This is a genomic window from Tenacibaculum sp. Bg11-29, assembly GCF_002836595.1.
In the GTDB taxonomy this organism is placed as follows: domain Bacteria; phylum Bacteroidota; class Bacteroidia; order Flavobacteriales; family Flavobacteriaceae; genus Polaribacter.
Map to the genome: position 1 here is coordinate 3,457,516 of NZ_PJBB01000003.1, position 20,365 is coordinate 3,477,880.

General features: G+C 28.4%; 26 protein-coding genes and 1 pseudogene. 25 read left to right on the top strand and 2 right to left on the bottom strand.

All coding sequences use genetic code 11. The features are described 5' to 3' along the window. The first annotated feature begins 10 nt into the window (after positions 1–10). The 18 genes from CXF68_RS15775 (at position 11) to CXF68_RS15860 (ending at position 13,590) form a co-directional block, all read left to right on the top strand. Positions 11–718: a hypothetical protein gene (locus CXF68_RS15775; RefSeq protein WP_157821959.1), complete on the top strand. Its 708-nt coding sequence runs from the start codon at positions 11–13 to the stop codon at positions 716–718. 2 nt (positions 719–720) lie between these two features. Next, entirely contained in the window at positions 721–1,437 is a 717-nt protein-coding gene (locus CXF68_RS15780) for a M23 family metallopeptidase (RefSeq protein WP_101046086.1), read from the top strand. Positions 1,438–1,469: 32 nt separating this feature from the next. Beyond that, positions 1,470–1,994: a hypothetical protein gene (locus tag CXF68_RS15785; protein WP_198553834.1), complete on the top strand. Its 525-nt coding sequence runs from the start codon at positions 1,470–1,472 to the stop codon at positions 1,992–1,994. Between the two features lie 30 nt (positions 1,995–2,024). Further along, complete coding sequence (locus tag CXF68_RS15790; protein WP_101046088.1) at positions 2,025–2,219, top strand: hypothetical protein; 195 nt, start codon at positions 2,025–2,027, stop codon at positions 2,217–2,219. 214 nt (positions 2,220–2,433) lie between these two features. Continuing rightward, entirely contained in the window at positions 2,434–2,583 is a 150-nt protein-coding gene (locus CXF68_RS20650; protein WP_157821961.1) for a hypothetical protein, read from the top strand. 622 nt (positions 2,584–3,205) lie between these two features. Next, a complete protein-coding gene (locus tag CXF68_RS21120; RefSeq protein WP_157821962.1) occupies positions 3,206–3,331 on the top strand; it encodes a hypothetical protein in 126 nt (41 codons plus the stop codon). Between the two features lie 221 nt (positions 3,332–3,552). Beyond that, positions 3,553–4,500 (top strand): hypothetical protein, encoded by a 948-nt coding sequence (locus CXF68_RS15800; protein ID WP_101046090.1) that lies wholly within the window; start codon positions 3,553–3,555, stop codon positions 4,498–4,500. A 66-nt stretch (positions 4,501–4,566) separates the two neighbouring features. Further along, positions 4,567–5,316 carry an AraC family transcriptional regulator gene (locus CXF68_RS15805; RefSeq protein WP_101046091.1) on the top strand — a complete coding sequence of 250 codons (750 nt, stop codon included), beginning with the start codon at positions 4,567–4,569 and terminating at the stop codon, positions 5,314–5,316. Positions 5,317–5,501: 185 nt separating this feature from the next. Then, the gene (locus tag CXF68_RS15810) at positions 5,502–6,221 is read left to right on the top strand and encodes a hypothetical protein (protein ID WP_198553835.1); all 720 of its coding nucleotides are present in this window, start codon (positions 5,502–5,504) and stop codon (positions 6,219–6,221) included. A gap of 225 nt (positions 6,222–6,446) precedes the next feature. After that, positions 6,447–7,118 (top strand): hypothetical protein, encoded by a 672-nt coding sequence (locus tag CXF68_RS15815; protein ID WP_101046092.1) that lies wholly within the window; start codon positions 6,447–6,449, stop codon positions 7,116–7,118. A 51-nt stretch (positions 7,119–7,169) separates the two neighbouring features. After that, the gene (locus tag CXF68_RS15820; protein ID WP_101046093.1) at positions 7,170–7,991 is read left to right on the top strand and encodes a hypothetical protein; all 822 of its coding nucleotides are present in this window, start codon (positions 7,170–7,172) and stop codon (positions 7,989–7,991) included. Next, positions 7,972–8,739 carry a hypothetical protein gene (locus tag CXF68_RS15825; protein WP_101046094.1) on the top strand — a complete coding sequence of 256 codons (768 nt, stop codon included), beginning with the start codon at positions 7,972–7,974 and terminating at the stop codon, positions 8,737–8,739. Before CXF68_RS15820 ends, CXF68_RS15825 begins: the two co-directional genes overlap by 20 nt. Positions 8,740–8,951: 212 nt before the next feature. After that, complete coding sequence (locus CXF68_RS15830; protein WP_157821963.1) at positions 8,952–9,518, top strand: Crp/Fnr family transcriptional regulator; 567 nt, start codon at positions 8,952–8,954, stop codon at positions 9,516–9,518. A 77-nt stretch (positions 9,519–9,595) separates the two neighbouring features. After that, complete coding sequence (locus CXF68_RS15835) at positions 9,596–9,946, top strand: DoxX family protein (RefSeq protein WP_101046096.1); 351 nt, start codon at positions 9,596–9,598, stop codon at positions 9,944–9,946. A gap of 139 nt (positions 9,947–10,085) precedes the next feature. Beyond that, a complete protein-coding gene (locus CXF68_RS15840) occupies positions 10,086–10,520 on the top strand; it encodes a nuclear transport factor 2 family protein (RefSeq protein ID WP_157821964.1) in 435 nt (144 codons plus the stop codon). Between the two features lie 88 nt (positions 10,521–10,608). Continuing rightward, a complete protein-coding gene (locus CXF68_RS15845) occupies positions 10,609–11,340 on the top strand; it encodes a hypothetical protein (protein WP_101046098.1) in 732 nt (243 codons plus the stop codon). A 593-nt stretch (positions 11,341–11,933) separates the two neighbouring features. Further along, on the top strand, positions 11,934–12,515 hold the full coding sequence (locus CXF68_RS15855) for a Crp/Fnr family transcriptional regulator (protein WP_101046100.1): 582 nt from the start codon (positions 11,934–11,936) through the stop codon (positions 12,513–12,515). Between the two features lie 82 nt (positions 12,516–12,597). Next, the gene (locus tag CXF68_RS15860) at positions 12,598–13,590 is read left to right on the top strand and encodes an alpha/beta hydrolase (RefSeq protein WP_101046101.1); all 993 of its coding nucleotides are present in this window, start codon (positions 12,598–12,600) and stop codon (positions 13,588–13,590) included. A gap of 134 nt (positions 13,591–13,724) precedes the next feature. On the opposite strand, the pseudogene CXF68_RS21050 reads toward CXF68_RS15860, so the two are convergent. After that, positions 13,725–13,940: pseudogene (locus CXF68_RS21050) on the bottom strand (IS110 family transposase); the annotation flags it as partial. A 235-nt stretch (positions 13,941–14,175) separates the two neighbouring features. On the opposite strand from CXF68_RS21050, the gene CXF68_RS15870 reads away from it, so the two are divergent. The 7 genes from CXF68_RS15870 to CXF68_RS15890 all read left to right on the top strand — a co-directional run bounded on the left by CXF68_RS15870 (position 14,176) and on the right by CXF68_RS15890 (position 19,453). Then, complete coding sequence (locus CXF68_RS15870; protein ID WP_101046102.1) at positions 14,176–16,059, top strand: histidine kinase; 1,884 nt, start codon at positions 14,176–14,178, stop codon at positions 16,057–16,059. Further along, the gene (locus CXF68_RS15875; protein WP_101046103.1) at positions 16,052–16,801 is read left to right on the top strand and encodes a LytTR family DNA-binding domain-containing protein; all 750 of its coding nucleotides are present in this window, start codon (positions 16,052–16,054) and stop codon (positions 16,799–16,801) included. The genes CXF68_RS15870 and CXF68_RS15875 overlap by 8 nt, the downstream gene beginning before the upstream one ends. Positions 16,802–16,982: 181 nt before the next feature. Beyond that, the gene (locus CXF68_RS15880) at positions 16,983–17,222 is read left to right on the top strand and encodes an Imm17 family immunity protein (protein WP_101046104.1); all 240 of its coding nucleotides are present in this window, start codon (positions 16,983–16,985) and stop codon (positions 17,220–17,222) included. 563 nt (positions 17,223–17,785) lie between these two features. After that, positions 17,786–17,938 carry a hypothetical protein gene (locus CXF68_RS20660; RefSeq protein WP_157821966.1) on the top strand — a complete coding sequence of 51 codons (153 nt, stop codon included), beginning with the start codon at positions 17,786–17,788 and terminating at the stop codon, positions 17,936–17,938. Positions 17,939–17,954: 16 nt separating this feature from the next. Then, positions 17,955–18,125 (top strand): hypothetical protein, encoded by a 171-nt coding sequence (locus tag CXF68_RS20665; RefSeq protein WP_157821967.1) that lies wholly within the window; start codon positions 17,955–17,957, stop codon positions 18,123–18,125. A gap of 566 nt (positions 18,126–18,691) precedes the next feature. Next, positions 18,692–19,036, top strand: a complete 345-nt coding sequence (locus tag CXF68_RS15885; RefSeq protein WP_101046105.1) for a hypothetical protein — start codon at positions 18,692–18,694, stop codon at positions 19,034–19,036. A 192-nt stretch (positions 19,037–19,228) separates the two neighbouring features. Then, the gene (locus CXF68_RS15890; protein ID WP_198553836.1) at positions 19,229–19,453 is read left to right on the top strand and encodes a DUF3052 family protein; all 225 of its coding nucleotides are present in this window, start codon (positions 19,229–19,231) and stop codon (positions 19,451–19,453) included. 152 nt (positions 19,454–19,605) lie between these two features. Here the strand turns inward: CXF68_RS15890 and CXF68_RS15895 are convergent, their stop codons facing one another. Then, the gene (locus CXF68_RS15895) at positions 19,606–20,313 is read right to left on the bottom strand and encodes a hypothetical protein (protein ID WP_101046107.1); all 708 of its coding nucleotides are present in this window, start codon (positions 20,311–20,313) and stop codon (positions 19,606–19,608) included. Positions 20,314–20,365: the final 52 nt, after the last annotated feature.

Genomic DNA, 20,365 nt, shown 5'->3' on the forward strand with positions numbered 1-20,365 from the left:
CATAATCCTCATGAATAAAATCATTCTATCTTTAATTTTTCTATTGTCAATTACAAATACCTTGGCTCAAGAAGTTTCTCAAACTAAAAAAAGTAGTATAGAATTTTCAACGGGTTACACTATTGGCTATTTAAAAAATTTAACATTTGCACCTATTTCACGTTATGACTACAATGCATTAAACTATCAATTAAAATATACGCGTATTACTAAAAGAGAAAAGCTTTTTGAAGTGCAACTAGATTATTTAAATTCTGAATTAGAAACCAATATAATTCCAGAGCCTAATCCTCAATATTCAAAAATTGTACTAAATTTTTCTTCATTGAAACAAGTTTATAAAAATGAGAAGCTTAAAATACATTTAGGCTTACAGACTCAAACTAATGTATCTTCTTTTAACGACTGGAAACAATATGATTTTCAACAAAAACTTGGAATAGCTGGTCGCTTTACTTTTCAGATAGATGACAAACAATCATTATCATCTAAATTAACAATTCCATTGGTTATGTGGAGAACTTCAACTTTCGAAGAAAATTTTTACTCAATAGGGAAATACCAAAGTGTTTTATGGAGTACGGAATACAAATACACGCTGTCAAAAAACTTAGATGTAAAAGCAGATTATAACTTCAATTATGATAGGCTTCAAATATCTAATGCTTTCAGAGAATTACAACATCAAATTAACATAGGAATTAACTATAAATTTTAATTATGAAACATCTAAAAATAGTAGCCTATATTTTAGTTATAACATCTTGCACAGATACTTTAATGGGTGATGAAGGAAAACTAGACGAAGACATTTATCTAAATTACCAAACTGTAACAGACTTAGAATTGCCTTTTGAAGACGAATGGTTTGTGGTTAATGGTGGAAAAACGCATTTTGAAGGTGCTCATCATTTTACTAGTCGCGGTGGAGGCGAACGATATGCAATTGATTTTCTTATCGTACAGGATACAATATTACCTGATGGAACCGTAAGAAAGAAAAATTACACAGGAGATTGGAGGCAAAAAGAAAATCATTATTGTTTTGGAAAACGCTTAAATGCGCCTGCTGATGGAAAAATAATAAAAGTTGTAAATACTATTGATGATAATCAAGTTGGCACTACTAATAATAATCAACCTGGTGGTAATTATATTATTATAGACCATTTAAACGGCGAAACATCAATATTTGCACACTTAAAAAAAGGATCTATTATAGTTACTCAAGGTGATACTGTAGTTAAAGGTCAAGAAGTCGGTCAGACTGGGAATAGTGGTTCTTCCGATAGGCCACACTTACATTATCAGTTACAAGGGACATCAGGTCAATTAGGAGGATTAGGCCTTCCTGCTCAATTTTTGAATTATTATGAAGACGATATACTTGTAGAACGAGGGGATCCAGTAAGAAACCAAGAAGTTAGAAGAAACTAAAAAACGTGTGCTAACAATCTACCTATGAAAAAATGAGCAGAATAGTTATGAGCATATTGATTATTGGGCTTATTGGGCTTGCGGTCTTTTTGATGATCTCAAAAATAAAATTGATTCTCTCAAAGATAAAAAGTGAGTCAAAAAAAGAAGAATTTGAATCAATAAAACACTCTAAAGTATCAGCTGAGCAGTTTGTAAAAACAATTGATTCATTAGGGTATTTTAAATATGCTGATCAAAGGAATATTGAGAAGTTAAAGCAGGATCATTTAGAAAGTTTTCGACACGGAGGTTCTTGGGGTGGAATATGGGATGATGAAACTAATTTACCGCTCGGCTTAAGGCACTACTTCTGTGATGGAGAATCTGTGTTTGAACATGGTGGCTTTACAGGAATGCTAGAAGAGATGAATTCAACTTTTAATAAAATCGGGTTTAATTTAAGTATTGATAGTCATTTTGATGAATGGGATAGTAAAAATGATTGGATAAACCATACAATAACATTAAACGGAACCGACTATGTGATTTTTAAAAACTTCAAAGGTTACGGTTGAGGAGAAGCGGTTCAAAGACTAGCTGAAATATTGAATACCGAGTTTGAGAAACAAAAAATTGACGAGAAAATTTACTTGATAAATGGAGGCAATGACGGTGAGTTGATTTTCTTAAATGATGAACTTTACAGATACTTCTACAACACTTATATTAACAAACAAAGGAAACCACTTGAAGTGAAAGAATGGACAAAAGTTATGGAAATAAAAGAAATGAAACAATAATAAAATACAGGTAACACCGTGCATAATTAATTGCTAGTACAAGCTTATTTGCGAATTTAGTTGTTGAAATACGAAACGAAATCCTTTCAAGATTTTAATCAGATTATATATTGAAACTTGTAATAAAAAATTATGGTATCAACATCAAACAATTTATTGCAAGACTTATTAGAGCTTACTCGTGAAAATCTAAACATCGTAGAAAATTTAAACAATGAAAAATTACAACTTTATATTTTTAGTACTTGTATTAACTTTATTTTTAAATGCCTGTAAAAATAAAAAACAGCACTCAATAACTAGTGATTCATCAACTACAGAAAACCTCTATTTTGGACAAAAACCACCAGGTTTAATTCCATAAATTTTGCTTCTGAAATTATTAGGAATGCATCGAATATTTCGTTTTCTCCTGATTTTGATGAAGTATATTTTTCGGCTGGTAAAAAAGATGAAAAAAAATATATCTATTTCTCAAAATTTAAAGGTAATAAATGGACTCCCGTTAAAAGAACAAATTTCACCAATGGAGGTAAAAATGAGGAATTATATCCATTCGTTAGCCTTATTGACAAAAGGATTTACTTCACAGCTTTGGATTCTATTTTTTCGAATGATAAAATTTGGTACGTAAACCGTTTAGAGGATTCCTGGAGTGATGCTATACAACTTGATTCACCTATTAATGATGACATAGTGTTTATCTTAATCAAGCTAAAAACGGAGATTTTTTTATACAAATATTTCAAATGGAAAAACGTACTATGCTCAAAATAAAAATGGTGAATTTCCCGAAGTACAGGAAGTTGAACTTGAATTTGGTCATCACGGGTTTATTTCCCCATCTTAAGAGTATTTACTGGTACAGGATCGAAACAAAGAAAATGAAAAAAGGCCTCGATATTTATGTCTGCTTTAAGGAAAAAGACGGGATATAGACAAAACCAATTAGCTTAGGAAATGAAATAAATTCTAATTTTAACGAAGTGAGTCCGAGTATCACGCCAAATGATAAATATATGTTTTTTGGAAGAGACCAAGAAGACGGGACAGGAAATTTGTATTGGGTGAGCACAGAAATTATTGATAAGTTAAGACCAGTTGATTTTTAAGAAGTAACAATAAATTTTGAACACATAATTTTAAAACTAACTTAACATACGTTTGGCAACAACGTGTATAATTAATTTCTGGGGTCTATTTATACTCGGAAAACCCTACAGATTTCCCTAACGTTCGGTTTCCTTTTGCTAAATTAGTTACGTAAAATTAATTTTAGCCTGTAGCCGTATTTCAGGACAAGACATTTAAAGTATAACTAACAATTTTAAAAATGACGAGAATAAAAGAAAAATACGGACTGTTAATAACTGGAATTACATTAGGAGTGGCTTACGGAATTTTGTCTCGTCTTGTTTTTGGACAAAATGCAACTTTGGCTTCAGTAACTTACCTCTTTATTATTCCTGCTATTTTAGGAATTATACCATTAATGTTTTCTAATAATGAAAAACTAAAATCATATAGAAACATTATTTTCATTCCTTGGCTAACAATTGCGACATTCTTTTTGACAATGCTTCTTTTTGGTATTGAAGACTTTTTATGTTTGTTAGTAATTGCTGCTCCATTTTTTATTCTTGGAACATTAGGTGCTTTGATTTATCGATTTGTTCAAATTAATAAAAGAAAAAGTAAAGGGAAATTATTTTCTTTGGTGCTTCTGCCTTTCTTATTTGCTCCTATTGAAGAGTATATTCAAAGTCCTTCGGAAGTTTTTAATATCAAAAGTGAAGTTATTATTTCTTCAACTCCTGAGACTATTTGGAACAATATTGTAGAAGTTAAGACTATTAACAATAATGAATATAATTCTGGATTTTTTAATACACTTGGTATTCCTAGACCAATAAATGCGACTGTTGACATCAAGGCTGTCAACGGACATCGAATTGGGAATTTCGAAGGTGGTTTAAAATTTATCGAGACAATAACAGAATATAAAGAAAATAAAGAAATAACGTTTAATATCAGAATTGACTCAAATACTGTAAGACAAAAAGTATTCGACCAGCACGTTCTCAATGGAAATTACTTCAATTTTGTAGATGCAACTTATGAACTTGAAACAATTGAAAACGGACAAATTAAATTAATACTTACTTCTAGTTATCAACTAACTTCAACTATTAATTTTTATGGCAAATTTTGGGGAGACATAATTCTGTCTGACTTCCAAGACCGTCTCTTAGATGTTATAGAAATTAGATGTGAAGAATAAAAAAATTAAACAAAATGCTAAATCCCCTAACCAACATCTTTACATAAACTTAAAATATTATATAACATGAACTACTACCAACAAGCAGTTAATGCCATTTTGAAACCGTACATCAGATGCTTTTGGTGGTTAGACAACGATTCTTCAAAAAATCTTAATTACACCATTTTACCTGACGGTTTTTTTGATATTATCGTTCGCTTTGATAATTACAAATACAAAAGTACCGAAATAACAGGGTTATATACAAAAGAGATGGAAGTGGTAATCCCTCCAAATCATCAACTTTTTGGAATACAATTCAAATTACCAGCTGTAGAATATATATTCTACGAAAGTATTGCTCCGTTATTAAACTCTGAAAAAAAGTTACCAGATGCTTTTTGGAATCTAAATTCATTTGACTTTTCCGAAAAATCAGATACCATTGATAAGTTAAACACAATAATAAGTCAAGAAATCAATAAAGAGGATAACCTAGACGGTCGAAAATTTCATCTATTCAGGTTATTGAGCCAAACCAAAGGCAATCAAAGCGTGAGCTATTTTGCTGATAACGTATTTTGGTCTAGTAGGCAAATCAATAGGTATTTTAATAAAATGTTCGGGCTTTCACTAAAAAACTATTGTAATATATTACGATGTTCAGCATCATTCAAAGACATCAAAAAAGGAGATTTATTGTCAAATCAAAACTACTTCGACAGATCTCATTTTAATAAAGAAATAAAAAAATATACCAACCGCACTCCAAAAAATATATCAAATAACGAAAACGACCGATTTTTACAAATTTCTATCATCCCTAATAAGTAATTTTGTAGTATTCATTGTTTCTAAAATAAAAAATATAAGAGTATTAAACAGATACGAAAACTTAAGTAATTTAAAGAAAAACAGTTTTGTTGAGTGATTTTATGAAACCATTGGTATTAAGTTAATAGAATTAATTTTAAAAAAGGAGAGCTCAGACAGTATGAATGAATCAAAAATTAAACATTATGAAAACAGTAAATTACATCTTACTAATTGCAATTGTTTTGTCAGGTACTTTAGTACAATCTCAGAAAAAAAAAGAATCAAAATCCTCTTGGGAGAATGTTTCTGAATCAAAAGTTGATATAAGAGCGTACCCTTATATTACTCCGTCAAAAGGAATGGTTGTTGATAAAAATGAATCTAAATCATATGTGTTTGATGGAAACACACTTTTTGTTCTTAATGGTAAAGTAGAAAGATTACGGATAATAATGGATGGAGACAAAGAGTGGCAACAATATTTATTTGACAAAAGCGTATCAGAATATTTAAAATCAATAGGCGAAAAATTGATTTTTGATCGCCAAATACCTTATGAACTAACACAAAAATGGGAAGATACGCCTAATGCAGTTTACAAATACATGCAAGAATTTTACGTTGGAGATGTGGTTAATGGACCAATAAGTATGTACGTACTTAAAACAGTCGATAGGAAAATAGGTTTTCAAATTTCTTCAAAATATAAAACTATAGGAGTTGTGGAAAACGAAAATTTTAAACAAACTATAGAGAAAGTTACAGCCGATGATATTTTAGATAAAATTAATACCAAAGGTTATGCAACGCTACATATTAATTTCGAGACTGGTAAATCAAGAATTAAAACTGATTCATACGGTGTTATTAATGAAATAGCAAAAATGATGAAAGCAAATAAAACAAAGAAAGAAGTAATCTAAATTTTGTATAATGATTTTATGAAATTAGATAAAAAAATAATTTCTAAATTCCTAATTAATGCAGATACTGAAGATTATTGATCTTGACCGCTATAATAAGTTCTTAAAAGAAATATTGAACTAATAAAAATAAAAGAGCATATCAATTTGTATAATGCATGTGCGCACTTCGGAATGTGAACGCAGTATGTAATGCTGGTTTCTCAAAAATATAAAACGACGAAAATGAAAAAAACTATTTTATTAACACTAATTATTTTAGGGATAATTACTTGTTCAAATAATAATGATAACACCCCTAAGACTGTTATTGATGATGGTGTAAATCAAAATTTATTAACTTATCAAATATCAAATAGTAATGTTTTTAGCACAACACCTGAACAAGTCAAAAATGCTAGTTTTAACACCATTACCCTTAAAGAAGGTTTTATAACTTCTAAGCTAACTTCTCGTCTAGGTAAATTCGAAGAAGCGAAAAAATTGGATTTAAATTTACAAATTACAAGACAAACTAAGAAACCGAAATTTGAAGTTGGTTCTTTTAGTTTAGCTGGTCCCGAGATCATAATAAATGCTTTTATATCTCCTAAAAACACAACGTTTGCAGTCATTAATTCCATAAGTATAAAAGAGTATCAAATCTTAAAATCTTTAGATAAACTGGAAGAGCTCAAAGATAAATTTGTTTTCCATCCGAATTCTGATAATAAATTAATTATTGAAAAAGTAGAAGATAGGAAAGAACTTGAAAATGACGCTACTGGTAATTATAAAATCGGTTCTCAGTTATTAGAAGGATATGCGCTAATTTATTTAATGGAAATAAATTCTAATGAAATTTTTTCTATACGATTAGATTTTAGTTTAATTAATGACATTAGATTAAGAATGTAATGATCTAAAAAACACTTTTACTAACAACTTTAACACAAATTAAACACTAAAATGAATCAAACTTTTGGATGTATAATTATACAAAAAGAGAATAAACTTCTCTTTAAGAATAGAATTTCAAAATCAGTTTCACATATAGGGCTAAAAATACTAACAAAAAGCTCACAAGTTTATAAACTAGAAGACTATTTAGTACATAATGAATTAAAAGAGAATGAAATACTTACTACCGAAATAGAAGGTAAATTTTTAATTTTAGGGCATTCTCTATATTTTCTCATTAATGAAGATTATTTAGGAGTTGTTATACAAGCGAAAAGAACCTTGTTTCACTTTACTCAACATGGAAAAAGTGAAGAATATGGTTATAAATATTATTTCAAGGGTAATTTATGTACGCACGAAATTTGTTTTGGAGAAAATTATGATTTTTTTTCCAAAAATTGGATTCAAGATAATGGGGTAAAATTACCTCAATCTATTCATCGAGAAAATGCATTAAATGCATTTTCTAAAGAAAAGAAAATACCCCTGGAGTTACTCAGGTTACTTAAAATGTCACTGCCTCGAAAAGGAATGTCTTCTCTATTTTTCCATCCTATAAAACAACAATGGGTTTATGGAAAAGGAATGACTAAAGTAAATCCTTTGAAAATCACTTTTCAGGAGCTAGCACCACAGGGTCATAAAAGGGGGAAACCTTTTGTTATTGATAAAAATTCATATGAAAAAGGGCTGCTTATAAGTTGGTCCCAATTGTTTTATGAATTGCATCATAGATCAATTAAAGAAATCACTGGGTTTAGATTTGATTACCCTAAAGAGTTTCCTATAAATTTAATTTTTACTAAATATGAAATATTTTCAAAATAGAGCCTTAATCTACATTTTATTAATAGCTATATGTCTTTTAAACTCTTGTGCTATACCTAGTGAATTTGATTCACAAATGATGGTTGTTTCAGAAAAAGGGTATGGCGTTATAGTTTCTAAAATAACTCAACACAATAAATTAGAAGTACCTGTTAATATCGTTACAGATAGTATTTATATGAACCCTTCAATTCCTGGATATTATAATTATAGTACTTCATTGCGAAAATCTAAACAAATCCCAAAATCAAAACTTCCTAATTATTTAACATTTGAGTATCAATATATAAAACTATCTGATTGTAATAATGTACGTAAAGAAAAAATGGTCAAATTAATTTTTCTCAAAGACTATTCTCCAACAGAGAAAGGGAATATTATAGAAATGAGCGAAGATAAAGCTAATTCTTATATTAAAAGGGATTCACATATAGCCACTTTAGCTTCAATGATAAATAAGAAAATTTCAAAGGAAAATCTTTTAAAAAAATATGAAAAAGAACTCAAAGTTGCCAAAGTATATTACAACAAATCTAAATGTAAAACACAAACGCCTATTGACTCCTTAAAGTTCACTAAAACTATAGATTTAAGGCCATATAAGAAATCAAAAGAAATCAAAAGATTTAGGAAAAAACACAAAAATGACGCGGGTAGTTACTATGGAACAACAATTATATATCAATTTTATGATAGTGGTGAAATTAAATTACATTTAGAAAATTACCATACTAACCCATGGAAGTAACTTTTGCTAACAACGTTAATAAAACATAACTCATAATTGCTTTACGAGAGGTTTATGGTTTATTTACGAAGGCCGTCAAATTTTTAAATTTGGGTTTTAAAATAGAAAAAGAGAGAACAAAACATAAAAATTTTGATATGTGTTTATTCGAAAGATTAACGTCTTTTTACACGTTACATTTCAGATACGAGACATATAGAAAACCACTCAAAATGAAAGAACAAATCAAAACATATTTCAATCGATATGTTGAATTTAGTGACACTGAAATAGATGAGATTTATTCGATATTAATATCAAAGATATTTCAAAAGAAAGATTACATTCTTCGTGAAGGGCAAATATGTAAAAGCAATTATTTCATAATAAATGGATTAGTTCGTTCTTTTTATATCGACGACAAAGGGAATGAAAAAATAACTCAATTTGCTCTTGAAAATTGGTGGGTAACTAATATGGAAAGCTATATAAAAAATATTCCTTCTTACTCATCCATTCAAGCAATTGAAAAAACTACAGTTCTAATAGTTGACAAAGTAGAATTAGAAAGGCTATTTAAATCTATTCCAAAACTTGAAAGATTTTTTAGAATAATTACCGAAAACATGTTAATTGCTATTCAACGCAGAAACGACATATATCTACAAATGAAAAGTAAAGATAGGTACGCTAGTTTAATAAATCACTTTCCGAATTTTATCCAAAGAGTTCCTCAATATATGATAGCCTCATATTTAGAAATCACACCGGAATATTTAAGTGAATTAAGAAAAAAGTGATTTTCCATTTCTTAAGATACCTTAATTTTTATGTTGGTTATTCAGTTTAATTTTGGATTTATAAACGATAAATATTTATGGATATTCAAATTTCAAAGACTAAAAAAATTATTATTTGGCTCTTAGCTAGCCTATTATTATTGCTATACTTAGGAAGTGCAGGGGCAAAACTATTTCAACCTGAACAAATGAACCAAATGCAACTAGCAAATTGGAGAGTTATTATTGCTATTAGTGAGATTATTATTACTTTCATATTTCTTTTTCCAAAAACTAATAAAATCGGAACATTATTACTTAGTTCCTATATGGGTGGAGCGATAGTAACTCATATGATTTGGTCGATACCTATATTAATGCCTGTCATAGTTTTAATTTTAGTTTGGCTTGTTTTCTATCTTAGAAACCCCCAATTCTTTAAATTCTAATTGTTTATTAACCTATAAAAACAAAAATTAATATTGAACATATACCCTATCAAGACATCCCTAATGGAATGTTCGAAACGCAATCCAAGCAGAAGATTTCAAACACTGGCTTCATTTTAAACAATTAAAATAAAATATGATGATACAAAAAATTTCAAAACAAGTTATCGAAACTTGGATTTCTGGCTTTCATAAAGAAGATGTCGAACAACTTACTAACTTATTTTCTAAAGATGCTACTTTCTATGATCCACGATATCCTTTATTAAAAGGTGAAAATACGATTGAATCCTATTATACTCATTTGTTATCTGAAACCACAGCTTGGGGTGCAACTATGTTTGAGGGACCTTATTTACATGGTGAAGATTGTTTTGCAATACATTCTCGTTTAAAATTTACTTGGCGAGAAAACAATATAACAGTTGATTGGCCTTTCGTTGCTTTTTTTAAAGTACGCCTATCTGATGGGAAGATCATTCGTTATAATGAATATTGGAATACTGAAGATACTTTAAAAAAAATAGGAATTAAAACTTGGGGACCTTTGCCAGAATACGCAAAGTCTAAATAATAAGTCCTTATTAGATTGATAAATGTAAAGGTTCAAACAATGTAAAGTTTAGATGAGCTTATTCCTATCGTAACTAATCCAAAAAAAAATGAAAAATATTCTTTTAACGATCCTTTCAGTATTTATCTCTCTGAGTTTATTTGCACAAGATTCTACGATCACTCCATTAAACAATTCTTTTGATTCAGAATTGATCAAAAACGAAAATTATGAAATGACTTGGTCTATGGAAATTGACACTTCCAAAATAGAAATAGGAAAAATTAAAACAGAGATAAAAAGAATTAAAAATAACGTTTTAATAATAACCTCTGTTAAATTGAATCAAGCACAAACAAAATGGGTTGACACTACTCTTGCACACATAAATAATCTTAAACCTATTTACCATTCTTCATATAATCAACAAAGAGATATGGTACTTCATTTTGATAAAAAAGTAACTGGTTATTATTTTGACAAAAAGACAAATACTAAAAACGAAATAGCAGAAACTACATCTGGTAGTTATTTCGATAGCAATATTTATCCGCAATTGATTAGGTGGCTGCCTTTAAATAACGAATACCACAAAACTATTTCAATTTTTGATTATAACCCAAGTGCTAAAACAGGAGTAATAAAAGCCTTTATTAAAAATATTAAAAAAGGTAAAGTGCGTAGAAATAGAGATAGAGATGTATGGATAGTGAAAGTGACTGATGACATTACGGATAATAAAGCCATTATGACATTTTACATTGATATTAATAATAGGCAAATAATTAGGCAAGAAGTGGATATGCAAGGACGAAAGATGATTATGGAGTTAATTAATTAATACTGACAGGATATTATGTACGAAAGAGTATAATTTATTTTTAAATAACACAAAAATTGAATCCAAAATATGCAATTAAAACTATGCTCCATCTATTGGTAGCGGTAATACTTTTTCACTTATGTATTATGATAAAAATAGTTCCCTATGAAATTTCTTGGGGAGGAAGATTAAAAAATGATTCTGAAATGTATGTTTTTGAAACTATTTCAATCATAATCAATCTATTTTTATTTTTGATCCTTTTGATAAAAGGAAAGTATTTAAGAGAGTATATATCAATGAAAATTGTGAATATTACTTTATGGATTTTCTTTGTATTATTTGTATTGAATACTGTTGGAAATATTTTTGCTAAAACCTATTTTGAGAAATTTTTTGCTCTATTGACGTTATTTTTTTTAATTTTAATTTGGATAATTCTACGTAAAAACACAACACGGTAAAAGATACATAGTACACTAAAAGCTATTTGTCTCATAAATTAACACAAACTTGAAGTATAGCATATGAGTTACTACCAACAAGCATCTAATGCCATTTTGAAAGAGTGCATCATATACATTAGTTGTGCGCCATAAAAAAACAACACCTTGAATCCAAAAGAAAAAATAAGAATCCTCATTAGCAAATTCCCAATTCTCACCAAAGATGAGGTTACATTAATTGTTGAAAAAACGGTAGTTAAGGAATTTAAAAAATGTGAAATATTATTGAAGGAAGGGCAAATTCCTAAGAATTGTTACATGGTGGTTGAAGGTTGTATAAGAGAATATTTATTAAAAGATGGAAACGAAAAATCGATAGGCTTCTACACAGAAAGAGAAACATTAACCCCACCTTCTAAAGATGGTACTCCTTCGAAATATTATTTGGAATGCGCAGAAGATTGTGTATTAACAATAAGTGGACAAGTATTTGAAGAGGAATTACGACTATTAATGCCCCGACTTGATGATGTTTTTCAAAACATTGCAATCGGTAAATTAAACCAATCCAAAGAAGAATGGAGTCAATTTATTTCTTCCTCACCCGAAAAAAGGTACTTGAATTTATGTAAATCAAAGCCTGACCTTTTTAGCAGAGTTCCTCATCATCAAATTGCCAGCTATCTAGGTATGAAACCACAATCTTTAAGTAGAATTCGGAAAAGATTATTAGACCATAAAAAATAATGCTGGCGTTAACTTTAGTGAACGTTTAAAAAATTCATTGTGATTACTATTGTGGTATCAACTAAAAAATAATTCAAGAATCATGAAAAATTTTACTCTATTATTAATCATTTTATCAATCAATTTAAGTTTCTCTTCAATAGTAAATAGCCAACAAATGACAGACTCTTCAAAGACATATATTCATTCAGAAAAAGTAAGTTTCAAATCTCAGTTTTTCCAAAAAATGGCAGGGATTTTTGGTGTAAAAAAAATTATTGAAAAAAATATTAGAAAGAATAAGTTAAATCAAGAGCCAGTCAAGATACCTAAATCAATACAAAAGAATTTTGAGATCGATGAGACTAACAAAAAAGGAAGGCAAATTTGGACTTTAAAACCAAAAGAAAATGTTTCAGAAAAGGTTATTCTCTATTTACATGGCGGTGCATATTATTATAATATTTCCAAATACAATTGGTCGTTTGCGGAAACAATAATAAACAATACGAATGCAACCATTGTTATACCGAATTACCCATTAGCACCAGCGGCAACATGCTATCAAGTTTTTGAATACGTTACTGAGATTTATAACGAATTAATCGAGAAGTATAGTTCAAAAAATATAATTCTGTTGGGAGAATCAGCAGGAGGTGGTTTAGCATTAGGTTTTGCAATGTCATTGCAAGAAGAAAACAAACCACAACCTGAGCAGTTAATCTTACTTGCACCATGGTTGGATGTAACTATGAGTAATCCAGACATTTTAGCCGTTGATGAAAATGATAAAATACTTGGAATAAAAGGACTTCAATTAGCTGGAGCAGGATATGCAGGGCAGGTGGAATTAGATGATTACAAAGTAAGTCCTATCTATGGTGATCTGACAGGCTTGCCAAAAGTTTCGATTTTTGTAGGAACACATGATATACTCTGTGCAGATGTCAGGAAATTAAAAAGCAAGGCTAAGGAATCTAATTTCTCACTAAATTACTTTGAGTACCCAAAGATGTTTCATATTTGGATTTTGTTACAAAACTTAAAGGAAGCAAAATTTGCAATTTCACAAATAACTTCACTTATCAATAATTAACATAAAAACGGACGCATACCAAAGAACTGAGATAAAAACCAAACAAATTATTAATTAAATTTATACAATATTATTCTAGGCTCAAAATGCTACTACTTGGTACTTTGAGCTTTTATTTTTTAGATAAACACTACTTATTTTGACAAAACGGAAACATACTTTTCATCATAAGGAAAACCCGGTTTTGAAATAGCAAAACTTTGTTTGATTAACTTGTTTGAAACGGCTATTAAAGCTAGTTTTTTACTCTTTCCTTTTTTTACAATACGCTCATAAATATCTCTATATGCTTTATTATGTTTGCATGCATTAAATGAACATAAGAGACTCCGTAACTTTCTATTACCAATACTTCACCATATACATTAACCTTAATTCTCTCTTTTATTCTTTCTGATTTATATCTCTTAAATTTAACATTTTTATTAAATTGCGAACATAAGGTATTATGTACAATGTAGCATCTCTACCTTCCTGAAGAAAATTGAATACTTATTTAACCAAATTCTTATCTCAATACCATTACAAAAAATAGAACCAAATTATACAAAATCTAAAATAAAACACATCTATTTATTTACAAGCATGAGGTTAGCCACATTAAACAACTTAAAAAAAAATATAATATTCCTATCTATATTCATGGTAATATCTCCATTATACTGTCAGAGTTTTTCAGATGACACCTATGAAGAAGTTATAAAATTAATAAACGAGCAACCTTCAGAATATACGAATCAAAAACTAGATAGTTTACTTAAAATCAAAGTTTTTAGTTCTTTTGATAAAGGAAGAAAATTCCTCCTAAAAGGAATTTATAATAGTCATAACCATATCTATGACACTTCAATTATTATGCATTTGAAAGCGATACCTTTATTTAAGGACAACTATAAATGGGAAGTAAAATCTCGTTTAAATTTATCTACAGCATATTGCGATAAAGAACAATATACAAAAGCCACTACACAATTACTCAAGGTAAAAGAAATAGCTAACAAAAAACATGACTTGGTACTATTGGCTGAAGCACAAGAATACTTTTCTTACATTTATTTTAAACAAGGCGACAAAGTAATGGCCTTAAATCAATTAGAAAAATCTATAGAAACATACGAAAAGTTGAAAGACACAATAGTATTATCTAGATTATATAATAATTTGGCCGTAATTTACCAAAAGAATACACTCTACAGAAAGGCAAGTCGTTTCAATAATAAGGCACTACTTTTAAGTGAAAATTTAAATGACCAACTAGCTATTTCTCAATCTTATAACAATTTGGCTCGAAATTACGAAGGTTTATATAATAAGACTGATAGTATATTGCACTTTGAAAAAGCCATTCTCTATTATAAAAAATCAGCGAAAATTAAAAGATTGTATCCTAATAATTGGAATAGCGCTTTAGAAAATCTTGCTCGCATTTATACATCTATAGGTAAACACGATTTAGCTAATAGTTATTATATAGAAATAAGTAATAACAACTATAATAAAGAGCAATATAAAAAGATGGAAAATCTTTCTCGCCAACAAATGATGGAAGCTTTTGCTAAAAAAAACATAACTAAAGCACATTATTACGCATTACAATTAGATTCAGTGCAAAAGAAGATTCACAAAGCTAAAATCCTTGATTTTAAACAAATGCTAAAAAACCAAGAAGAACTTTTTGAATCAAAAAAGAATCAAAACGAGAAGGAACTTCGCCTTGAACAAGAGCATAATAAACGATTAAAGTCTGAGGGTTTACATTATCGTTTCAAAGTAATTTTATTTAGCATATTAGCTATTTTACTATTAGCTATATTATTATTTATACAGTATCATAAAAAAACGCTACTTAAAACAGAAAAAGAAAGAGAAAGATTAAAGCTGACCATTTTACGCTCACAAATGAACCCTCACTTTATATCTAATGTGCTAACAGCTATACAAAACACAGTATTAGATAATACGCCTTTAAAAACAGCTAGTTATATTTCTCGATTTTCAAAGTTGATAAGAGAAAATTTTAATTTTACAAATAAAGAGACTATAAACCTTAGTGATGACATCAGTTCTTTAATTAATTATTTAGAAATGCAAAAAGTGCGCTTTGGAGATAAATTAAATTATGATGTTCATATTGCCAAAGAGATTAAACAAAAAGAAACTTTAATACCTCCAATGCTATTGCAGCCACTTATAGAAAATGCAATTGAACACGGTTTGAAAAGTAAAAATAACGGATTTGTACAAATATCAATACAACAAACCAATAAACAAATTCATTTTATTGTTGACGATAATGGGGTTGGTTATACCCCTATAAATAATGATGGAAAAGAACATGCTTTAGATATATTGCGTGCACGACTAACATTACGTGGCTATGGTGAAGAGAAAACATTTTTTATAAAAAAAACAAACGCTAAAGGGGGAACTCAAGTTGGGTTCTCATTAAGATTAAGTAATTATGTATAAAATAGTAATTATAGAAGATGAATTTAACGCACAGCAAGTTTTACAGAAACTATTAAAGTTATTGTTTCCTAATTTTAAAGTCATTGCTATATTCTCAACCATAAAAGAAACTAAAGAATTTTTAGAACGTAATTCAGTCGATTTAATTTTTCTTGATATTGAACTTGAAGATGGTATTAGTTTAGATTTATTAAGAGAATTACAAGAGATAAAATTTCAAGTAATCTTTACCACCGGAAATAGTCAATATGCCATTGATGCTATTAAATTTAGTGCCGTAGATTATATATTAAAGCCTATTGACCCAATAGAACTAGAAATAGCAATTAAGCATGCAATTCAGAAAATCGATGAAAATAAAACGAATAATTCTTTACTTTCATTAGTTGATAAGTACAAAAAAAATGAAGAAAAAACAATAATTGTTAAAACCCATAATAATATTTACTATTTAAATGTAAACAACATTATTTTACTAGAATCTAATGGAGCTTACACCAAAATACTTAGTACAGATAAAACAATATTAGCTTCTAAACATCTAAAATATTACGAGAAAATATTGCTAACATTTGGCTTTATTAGAACACACCAATCGTATCTAATAAATAAGACCCACATACAGAGTATTAATAAAGCAACAATTATATTAACTAATAATATAGAAGCCATTATTGCAACACGTAAGTATAAAAAAGTAATAGAACAGATCAATAAAATTAAAAACATTTCGACTTCTTAATAAGAACAGAACCTTGTCTTTTAACACATACTTTTCTTACTTTTAATCATCCCATTTTTAACGAATATCAATTTATATCCTGCACTTATTAATTGGTTTCTATTAATAAAAAATGAAGGTTGTAGTTTGCAGTCAAACTAAATTAAAGTTGTTGAAATGCAACTTTTATAACAATCGAATTATGTCAGACACAACCATTAACATTATTTTTATGCTCATAGGTGTATTTACCTATTGTGGAGTTCATTTTGAGTGGGATTTTTTCTTTAATAGCAGAAAAGCCAAAAGACTAGTGAATATTTTTGGTATTAAAACAACAAAAATAATATACATTATTATTGCTGTAGCTCTTTTTAGTATTGGCTTACTTAATATGTTAGGTATTATCGATATTCCACTAAAATTAGGAAGAAGACATTAATTATTATACAAATTTCACTAAGTATATACAACTATTATAAGTAGTGATTAAGAGCATTCACAATAAATACTATGGTATAACTACCATAGTATGCTCTTAAAAAACATTTAAGCCTAAAAAAAGTAATTAAATTTATATATAAAACATCATATTTCAACAAGTAAATATGATACTTTTATGCTATTTGGAATAAAATGTTTAATCTTAGTGTTTAAAATAAAAAGAAACTTAACCGTCTTATATAAAATATATAAGAATTTATGAAAACGTTTAAACGAATTACACCCCTTATATCAATTTAAAGAATCCTTTACCAATACCGTTTTAGACAAAAAAATTAAAAAACGGACAGATTCATCTAAAAAGTTATTTCAGTTTTCAGAAACACCCTCAATTTGGAAAAAATATCTAAGAACGATTAATAAATACATTTAAACAACGTAAATTTTTATTTAATAGTTTATAAATGGAATTATTGCAGAACCTAAAAAAAAGGTGAATTCCCTGTCATCATTTTTAACAGAGTTGAAAATAAAGAAGTTGGAAAAATAGCAAAAGCTAAAATGCTTTATAGTTTACTAGATTTTTTAAAATTAGTAAAAGAAGGATATGTAGTAATTGCCCGTTGCTACAGAGAAAATGATGAATTTGGAGCCAAAGATATTAATGATGTACTGTATTTAATCCAAACCGTTAAAGAAGTTAAAAAAAGCTGACCCTACTAGAATAGGAATGCTTGATTGGTCTAGAGGTGGAATGATGACATATTTAGCACTTCAAAAATCAATTTTAATAACCACAGCTGTTATTGGAAATGGCCTCACAGATCTATTTTCATTAATTAAAGATAGACCAGAGATGGAAACAAATATGTGTGCCAAACTAATACCTGATTATAAATAAAATAAAAACCAAGAATAAAAAAAACGTTCTGTTATTTATAGGGTAAATGAATTAAACAAAAAAAGCAGCCTTTTAATTTTATGTGGTACAAAATACCAGAGGGTAAATCCAGAGCAAGCAAAAAAAATTGCAAGAAAATTGACCGACATTCATTATGATTTTAAACCAACCGAATTTGAAACAAATCATAAGTTTTCGGGAAAGAAAGATGAACTAAATAAATCACTCAAAAAGTTGTAATACCAATTTATCAATAAATATTAAAAAATGAAACTAATTAAATATTTTTTTTAAATTTACAATAGTCCTTTCCCTCTTTGTAGGACTCTTGATTGGTTTAATGGTTTGGTATCAACACAGTATTAACAATCAAATTCAAACCAATACGGTTTTAGAAACGTATACAACGTTTACCTATTAAAAAAAAGGTAAGTGATACGTTGATTGTAACGGGTACTGTGATAACTTCCAAAAAAGAAGAAAAATACCCTTGCATCGTATTTAATACGAGGTGAAAACAGAGATTATGGTAGACTTGACTTTAGAATGAAAATAACAAAATAAATATGACACTAAAAATAATAATAACAATTATTGCCTTTGCAAATGGTTTATTTATGATGATGGATGGTTTTCACGTAATAATAAAAGGAAAATATATTGGCCCTGAAAAACCTGGTCCTTGGGCAAATACCTTTTATAAACTTAAAATTAATGTATTTAAATTAGGTCCCTTATTTATCCTTTTAGGTGTAAGTTGGTTCATTTTTGTTTACGTATTATGGAGTTATCAAAATTGGGCTTTTGTTTTTGGACTTCTAATTTCAATATTTACGCTTTGGTATATTAAAGTTGGTACATTTATCTCAGTTATTACAATCGTATTATTATTAATTTTAAACAGTAATTAAGTTTATAATGAGTGAGAATAAAACCCCAACGCCTCTTTATAAAAAACTTGGAATTAGGAACGATTCTAAAATTATGGTGTTAAATCAACCTAAAAAATATCTTGATTTTTTTTTGATTTTCCGTCAAATGTTGTGATATACGAAATAATAAATAAGCAGCAATTTGAGTTTATTCACATATTTGTTAAAACAGTGAAGGAGTTAGATAGTTTGTATAAAATTGCAAAATCAAACTTGAAAAAGAACGGAGTATTATGGATTAGTTGGCCTAAAAAACCCTCTAAAATAGAGACTGAATTAGACAAGTTTATGATTATGAAATATGGGCTTAACAATGGATTAGTAGACACAAAAGTTACGTCAATTGATAAAAATTGGAGTGGGCATAAATTTGTTTATAGATTAAAAGATAGGTAAAAAAGCGAATAACAAAGAACTGAAGTAAAAACCAAACAATTATTTATTTCATTATTATCATAAGCTCAAAGTAATCTCATGCAGTACTTTTAGCTTAAACCTTTTATGTAATCATTACTTATTTTTGTAATACATTAATAGATGTTGGTTAATTAAATTATAATATCATTAGACCACTCCCAACTCCAATCTTTAAAATTTACTTTTTGAGAAGGAATTGTTCCTGTTTCAGGAGGAAATATACTTATCGTTTCTGCTTGAAACCGCGCATCTACAGTAATACCAAACCCAATTTTTGGAGTTTCTGAAAATACATTTTGAGGATAAGTAATATTATCTATTTTCAAATACGCCTCTGAATTTGGAATATCCAAATAAAACTCAATCGTATGATATTTATTATCTGGTGCTAAACTAACACCTAAAGACTGCCAACTACTACCATCCCAATACCTGATTTTCTTATAATCAACATCAAACGGATTAATAACCCATTGAAAAGCCAAACCATAATCTAATTGAGTCGAAAGTCCATCCCATACAAAAAGACCACCTTCAACTGTTTGCCCATTAAAATCAACATTTGATGTACTAATTACATAAGGAATTTTCATTTTATAAATAGCCACATGAGTATTCGTCATAGCTATAGGATCAACTATTTTATGATAAGTAATATTATGTGCCATAATTATTCTATTAAGAACATTTGCCTTAAGAGTAGATTTTTTAGTGCGATTAACAGTTTTAATGTCTGCTATACTTACAGGATTTTCACTTGGAGCAGCATAATTACCATCACCTAAATTAACTACCCAATTATTTAAGTTTGCACCACTTTCTGATCTAGTTATAGGCATTTTATTTTTAAGACATTAAGGTTAGAAAATTACAACACTAATATAAAAAAAT

What these genes read in the sequence shown, in the direction of transcription:
- CXF68_RS15775 (WP_157821959.1), top strand. Translation starts at nt 11, where the DNA reads ATGAATAAAATCATTCTATCTTTAATTTTTCTATTGTCAATTACAAAT.
- CXF68_RS15780 (WP_101046086.1), top strand. Translation starts at nt 721, where the DNA reads ATGAAACATCTAAAAATAGTAGCCTATATTTTAGTTATAACATCTTGC.
- CXF68_RS15785 (WP_198553834.1), top strand. Translation starts at nt 1,470, where the DNA reads ATGAGCAGAATAGTTATGAGCATATTGATTATTGGGCTTATTGGGCTT.
- CXF68_RS20650 (WP_157821961.1), top strand. Translation starts at nt 2,434, where the DNA reads ATGAAAAATTACAACTTTATATTTTTAGTACTTGTATTAACTTTATTT.
- CXF68_RS15800 (WP_101046090.1), top strand. Translation starts at nt 3,553, where the DNA reads ATGACGAGAATAAAAGAAAAATACGGACTGTTAATAACTGGAATTACA.
- CXF68_RS15805 (WP_101046091.1), top strand. Translation starts at nt 4,567, where the DNA reads ATGAACTACTACCAACAAGCAGTTAATGCCATTTTGAAACCGTACATC.
- CXF68_RS15810 (WP_198553835.1), top strand. Translation starts at nt 5,502, where the DNA reads ATGAAAACAGTAAATTACATCTTACTAATTGCAATTGTTTTGTCAGGT.
- CXF68_RS15815 (WP_101046092.1), top strand. Translation starts at nt 6,447, where the DNA reads ATGAAAAAAACTATTTTATTAACACTAATTATTTTAGGGATAATTACT.
- CXF68_RS15820 (WP_101046093.1), top strand. Translation starts at nt 7,170, where the DNA reads ATGAATCAAACTTTTGGATGTATAATTATACAAAAAGAGAATAAACTT.
- CXF68_RS15825 (WP_101046094.1), top strand. Translation starts at nt 7,972, where the DNA reads ATGAAATATTTTCAAAATAGAGCCTTAATCTACATTTTATTAATAGCT.
- CXF68_RS15830 (WP_157821963.1), top strand. Translation starts at nt 8,952, where the DNA reads ATGAAAGAACAAATCAAAACATATTTCAATCGATATGTTGAATTTAGT.
- CXF68_RS15835 (WP_101046096.1), top strand. Translation starts at nt 9,596, where the DNA reads ATGGATATTCAAATTTCAAAGACTAAAAAAATTATTATTTGGCTCTTA.
- CXF68_RS15840 (WP_157821964.1), top strand. Translation starts at nt 10,086, where the DNA reads ATGATACAAAAAATTTCAAAACAAGTTATCGAAACTTGGATTTCTGGC.
- CXF68_RS15845 (WP_101046098.1), top strand. Translation starts at nt 10,609, where the DNA reads ATGAAAAATATTCTTTTAACGATCCTTTCAGTATTTATCTCTCTGAGT.
- CXF68_RS15860 (WP_101046101.1), top strand. Translation starts at nt 12,598, where the DNA reads ATGAAAAATTTTACTCTATTATTAATCATTTTATCAATCAATTTAAGT.
- CXF68_RS15870 (WP_101046102.1), top strand. Translation starts at nt 14,176, where the DNA reads ATGAGGTTAGCCACATTAAACAACTTAAAAAAAAATATAATATTCCTA.
- CXF68_RS15875 (WP_101046103.1), top strand. Translation starts at nt 16,052, where the DNA reads ATGTATAAAATAGTAATTATAGAAGATGAATTTAACGCACAGCAAGTT.
- CXF68_RS15880 (WP_101046104.1), top strand. Translation starts at nt 16,983, where the DNA reads ATGTCAGACACAACCATTAACATTATTTTTATGCTCATAGGTGTATTT.
- CXF68_RS20660 (WP_157821966.1), top strand. Translation starts at nt 17,786, where the DNA reads ATGCTTTATAGTTTACTAGATTTTTTAAAATTAGTAAAAGAAGGATAT.
- CXF68_RS20665 (WP_157821967.1), top strand. Translation starts at nt 17,955, where the DNA reads ATGCTTGATTGGTCTAGAGGTGGAATGATGACATATTTAGCACTTCAA.
- CXF68_RS15885 (WP_101046105.1), top strand. Translation starts at nt 18,692, where the DNA reads ATGACACTAAAAATAATAATAACAATTATTGCCTTTGCAAATGGTTTA.
- CXF68_RS15895 (WP_101046107.1), bottom strand. Translation starts at nt 20,313, where the DNA reads ATGCCTATAACTAGATCAGAAAGTGGTGCAAACTTAAATAATTGGGTA.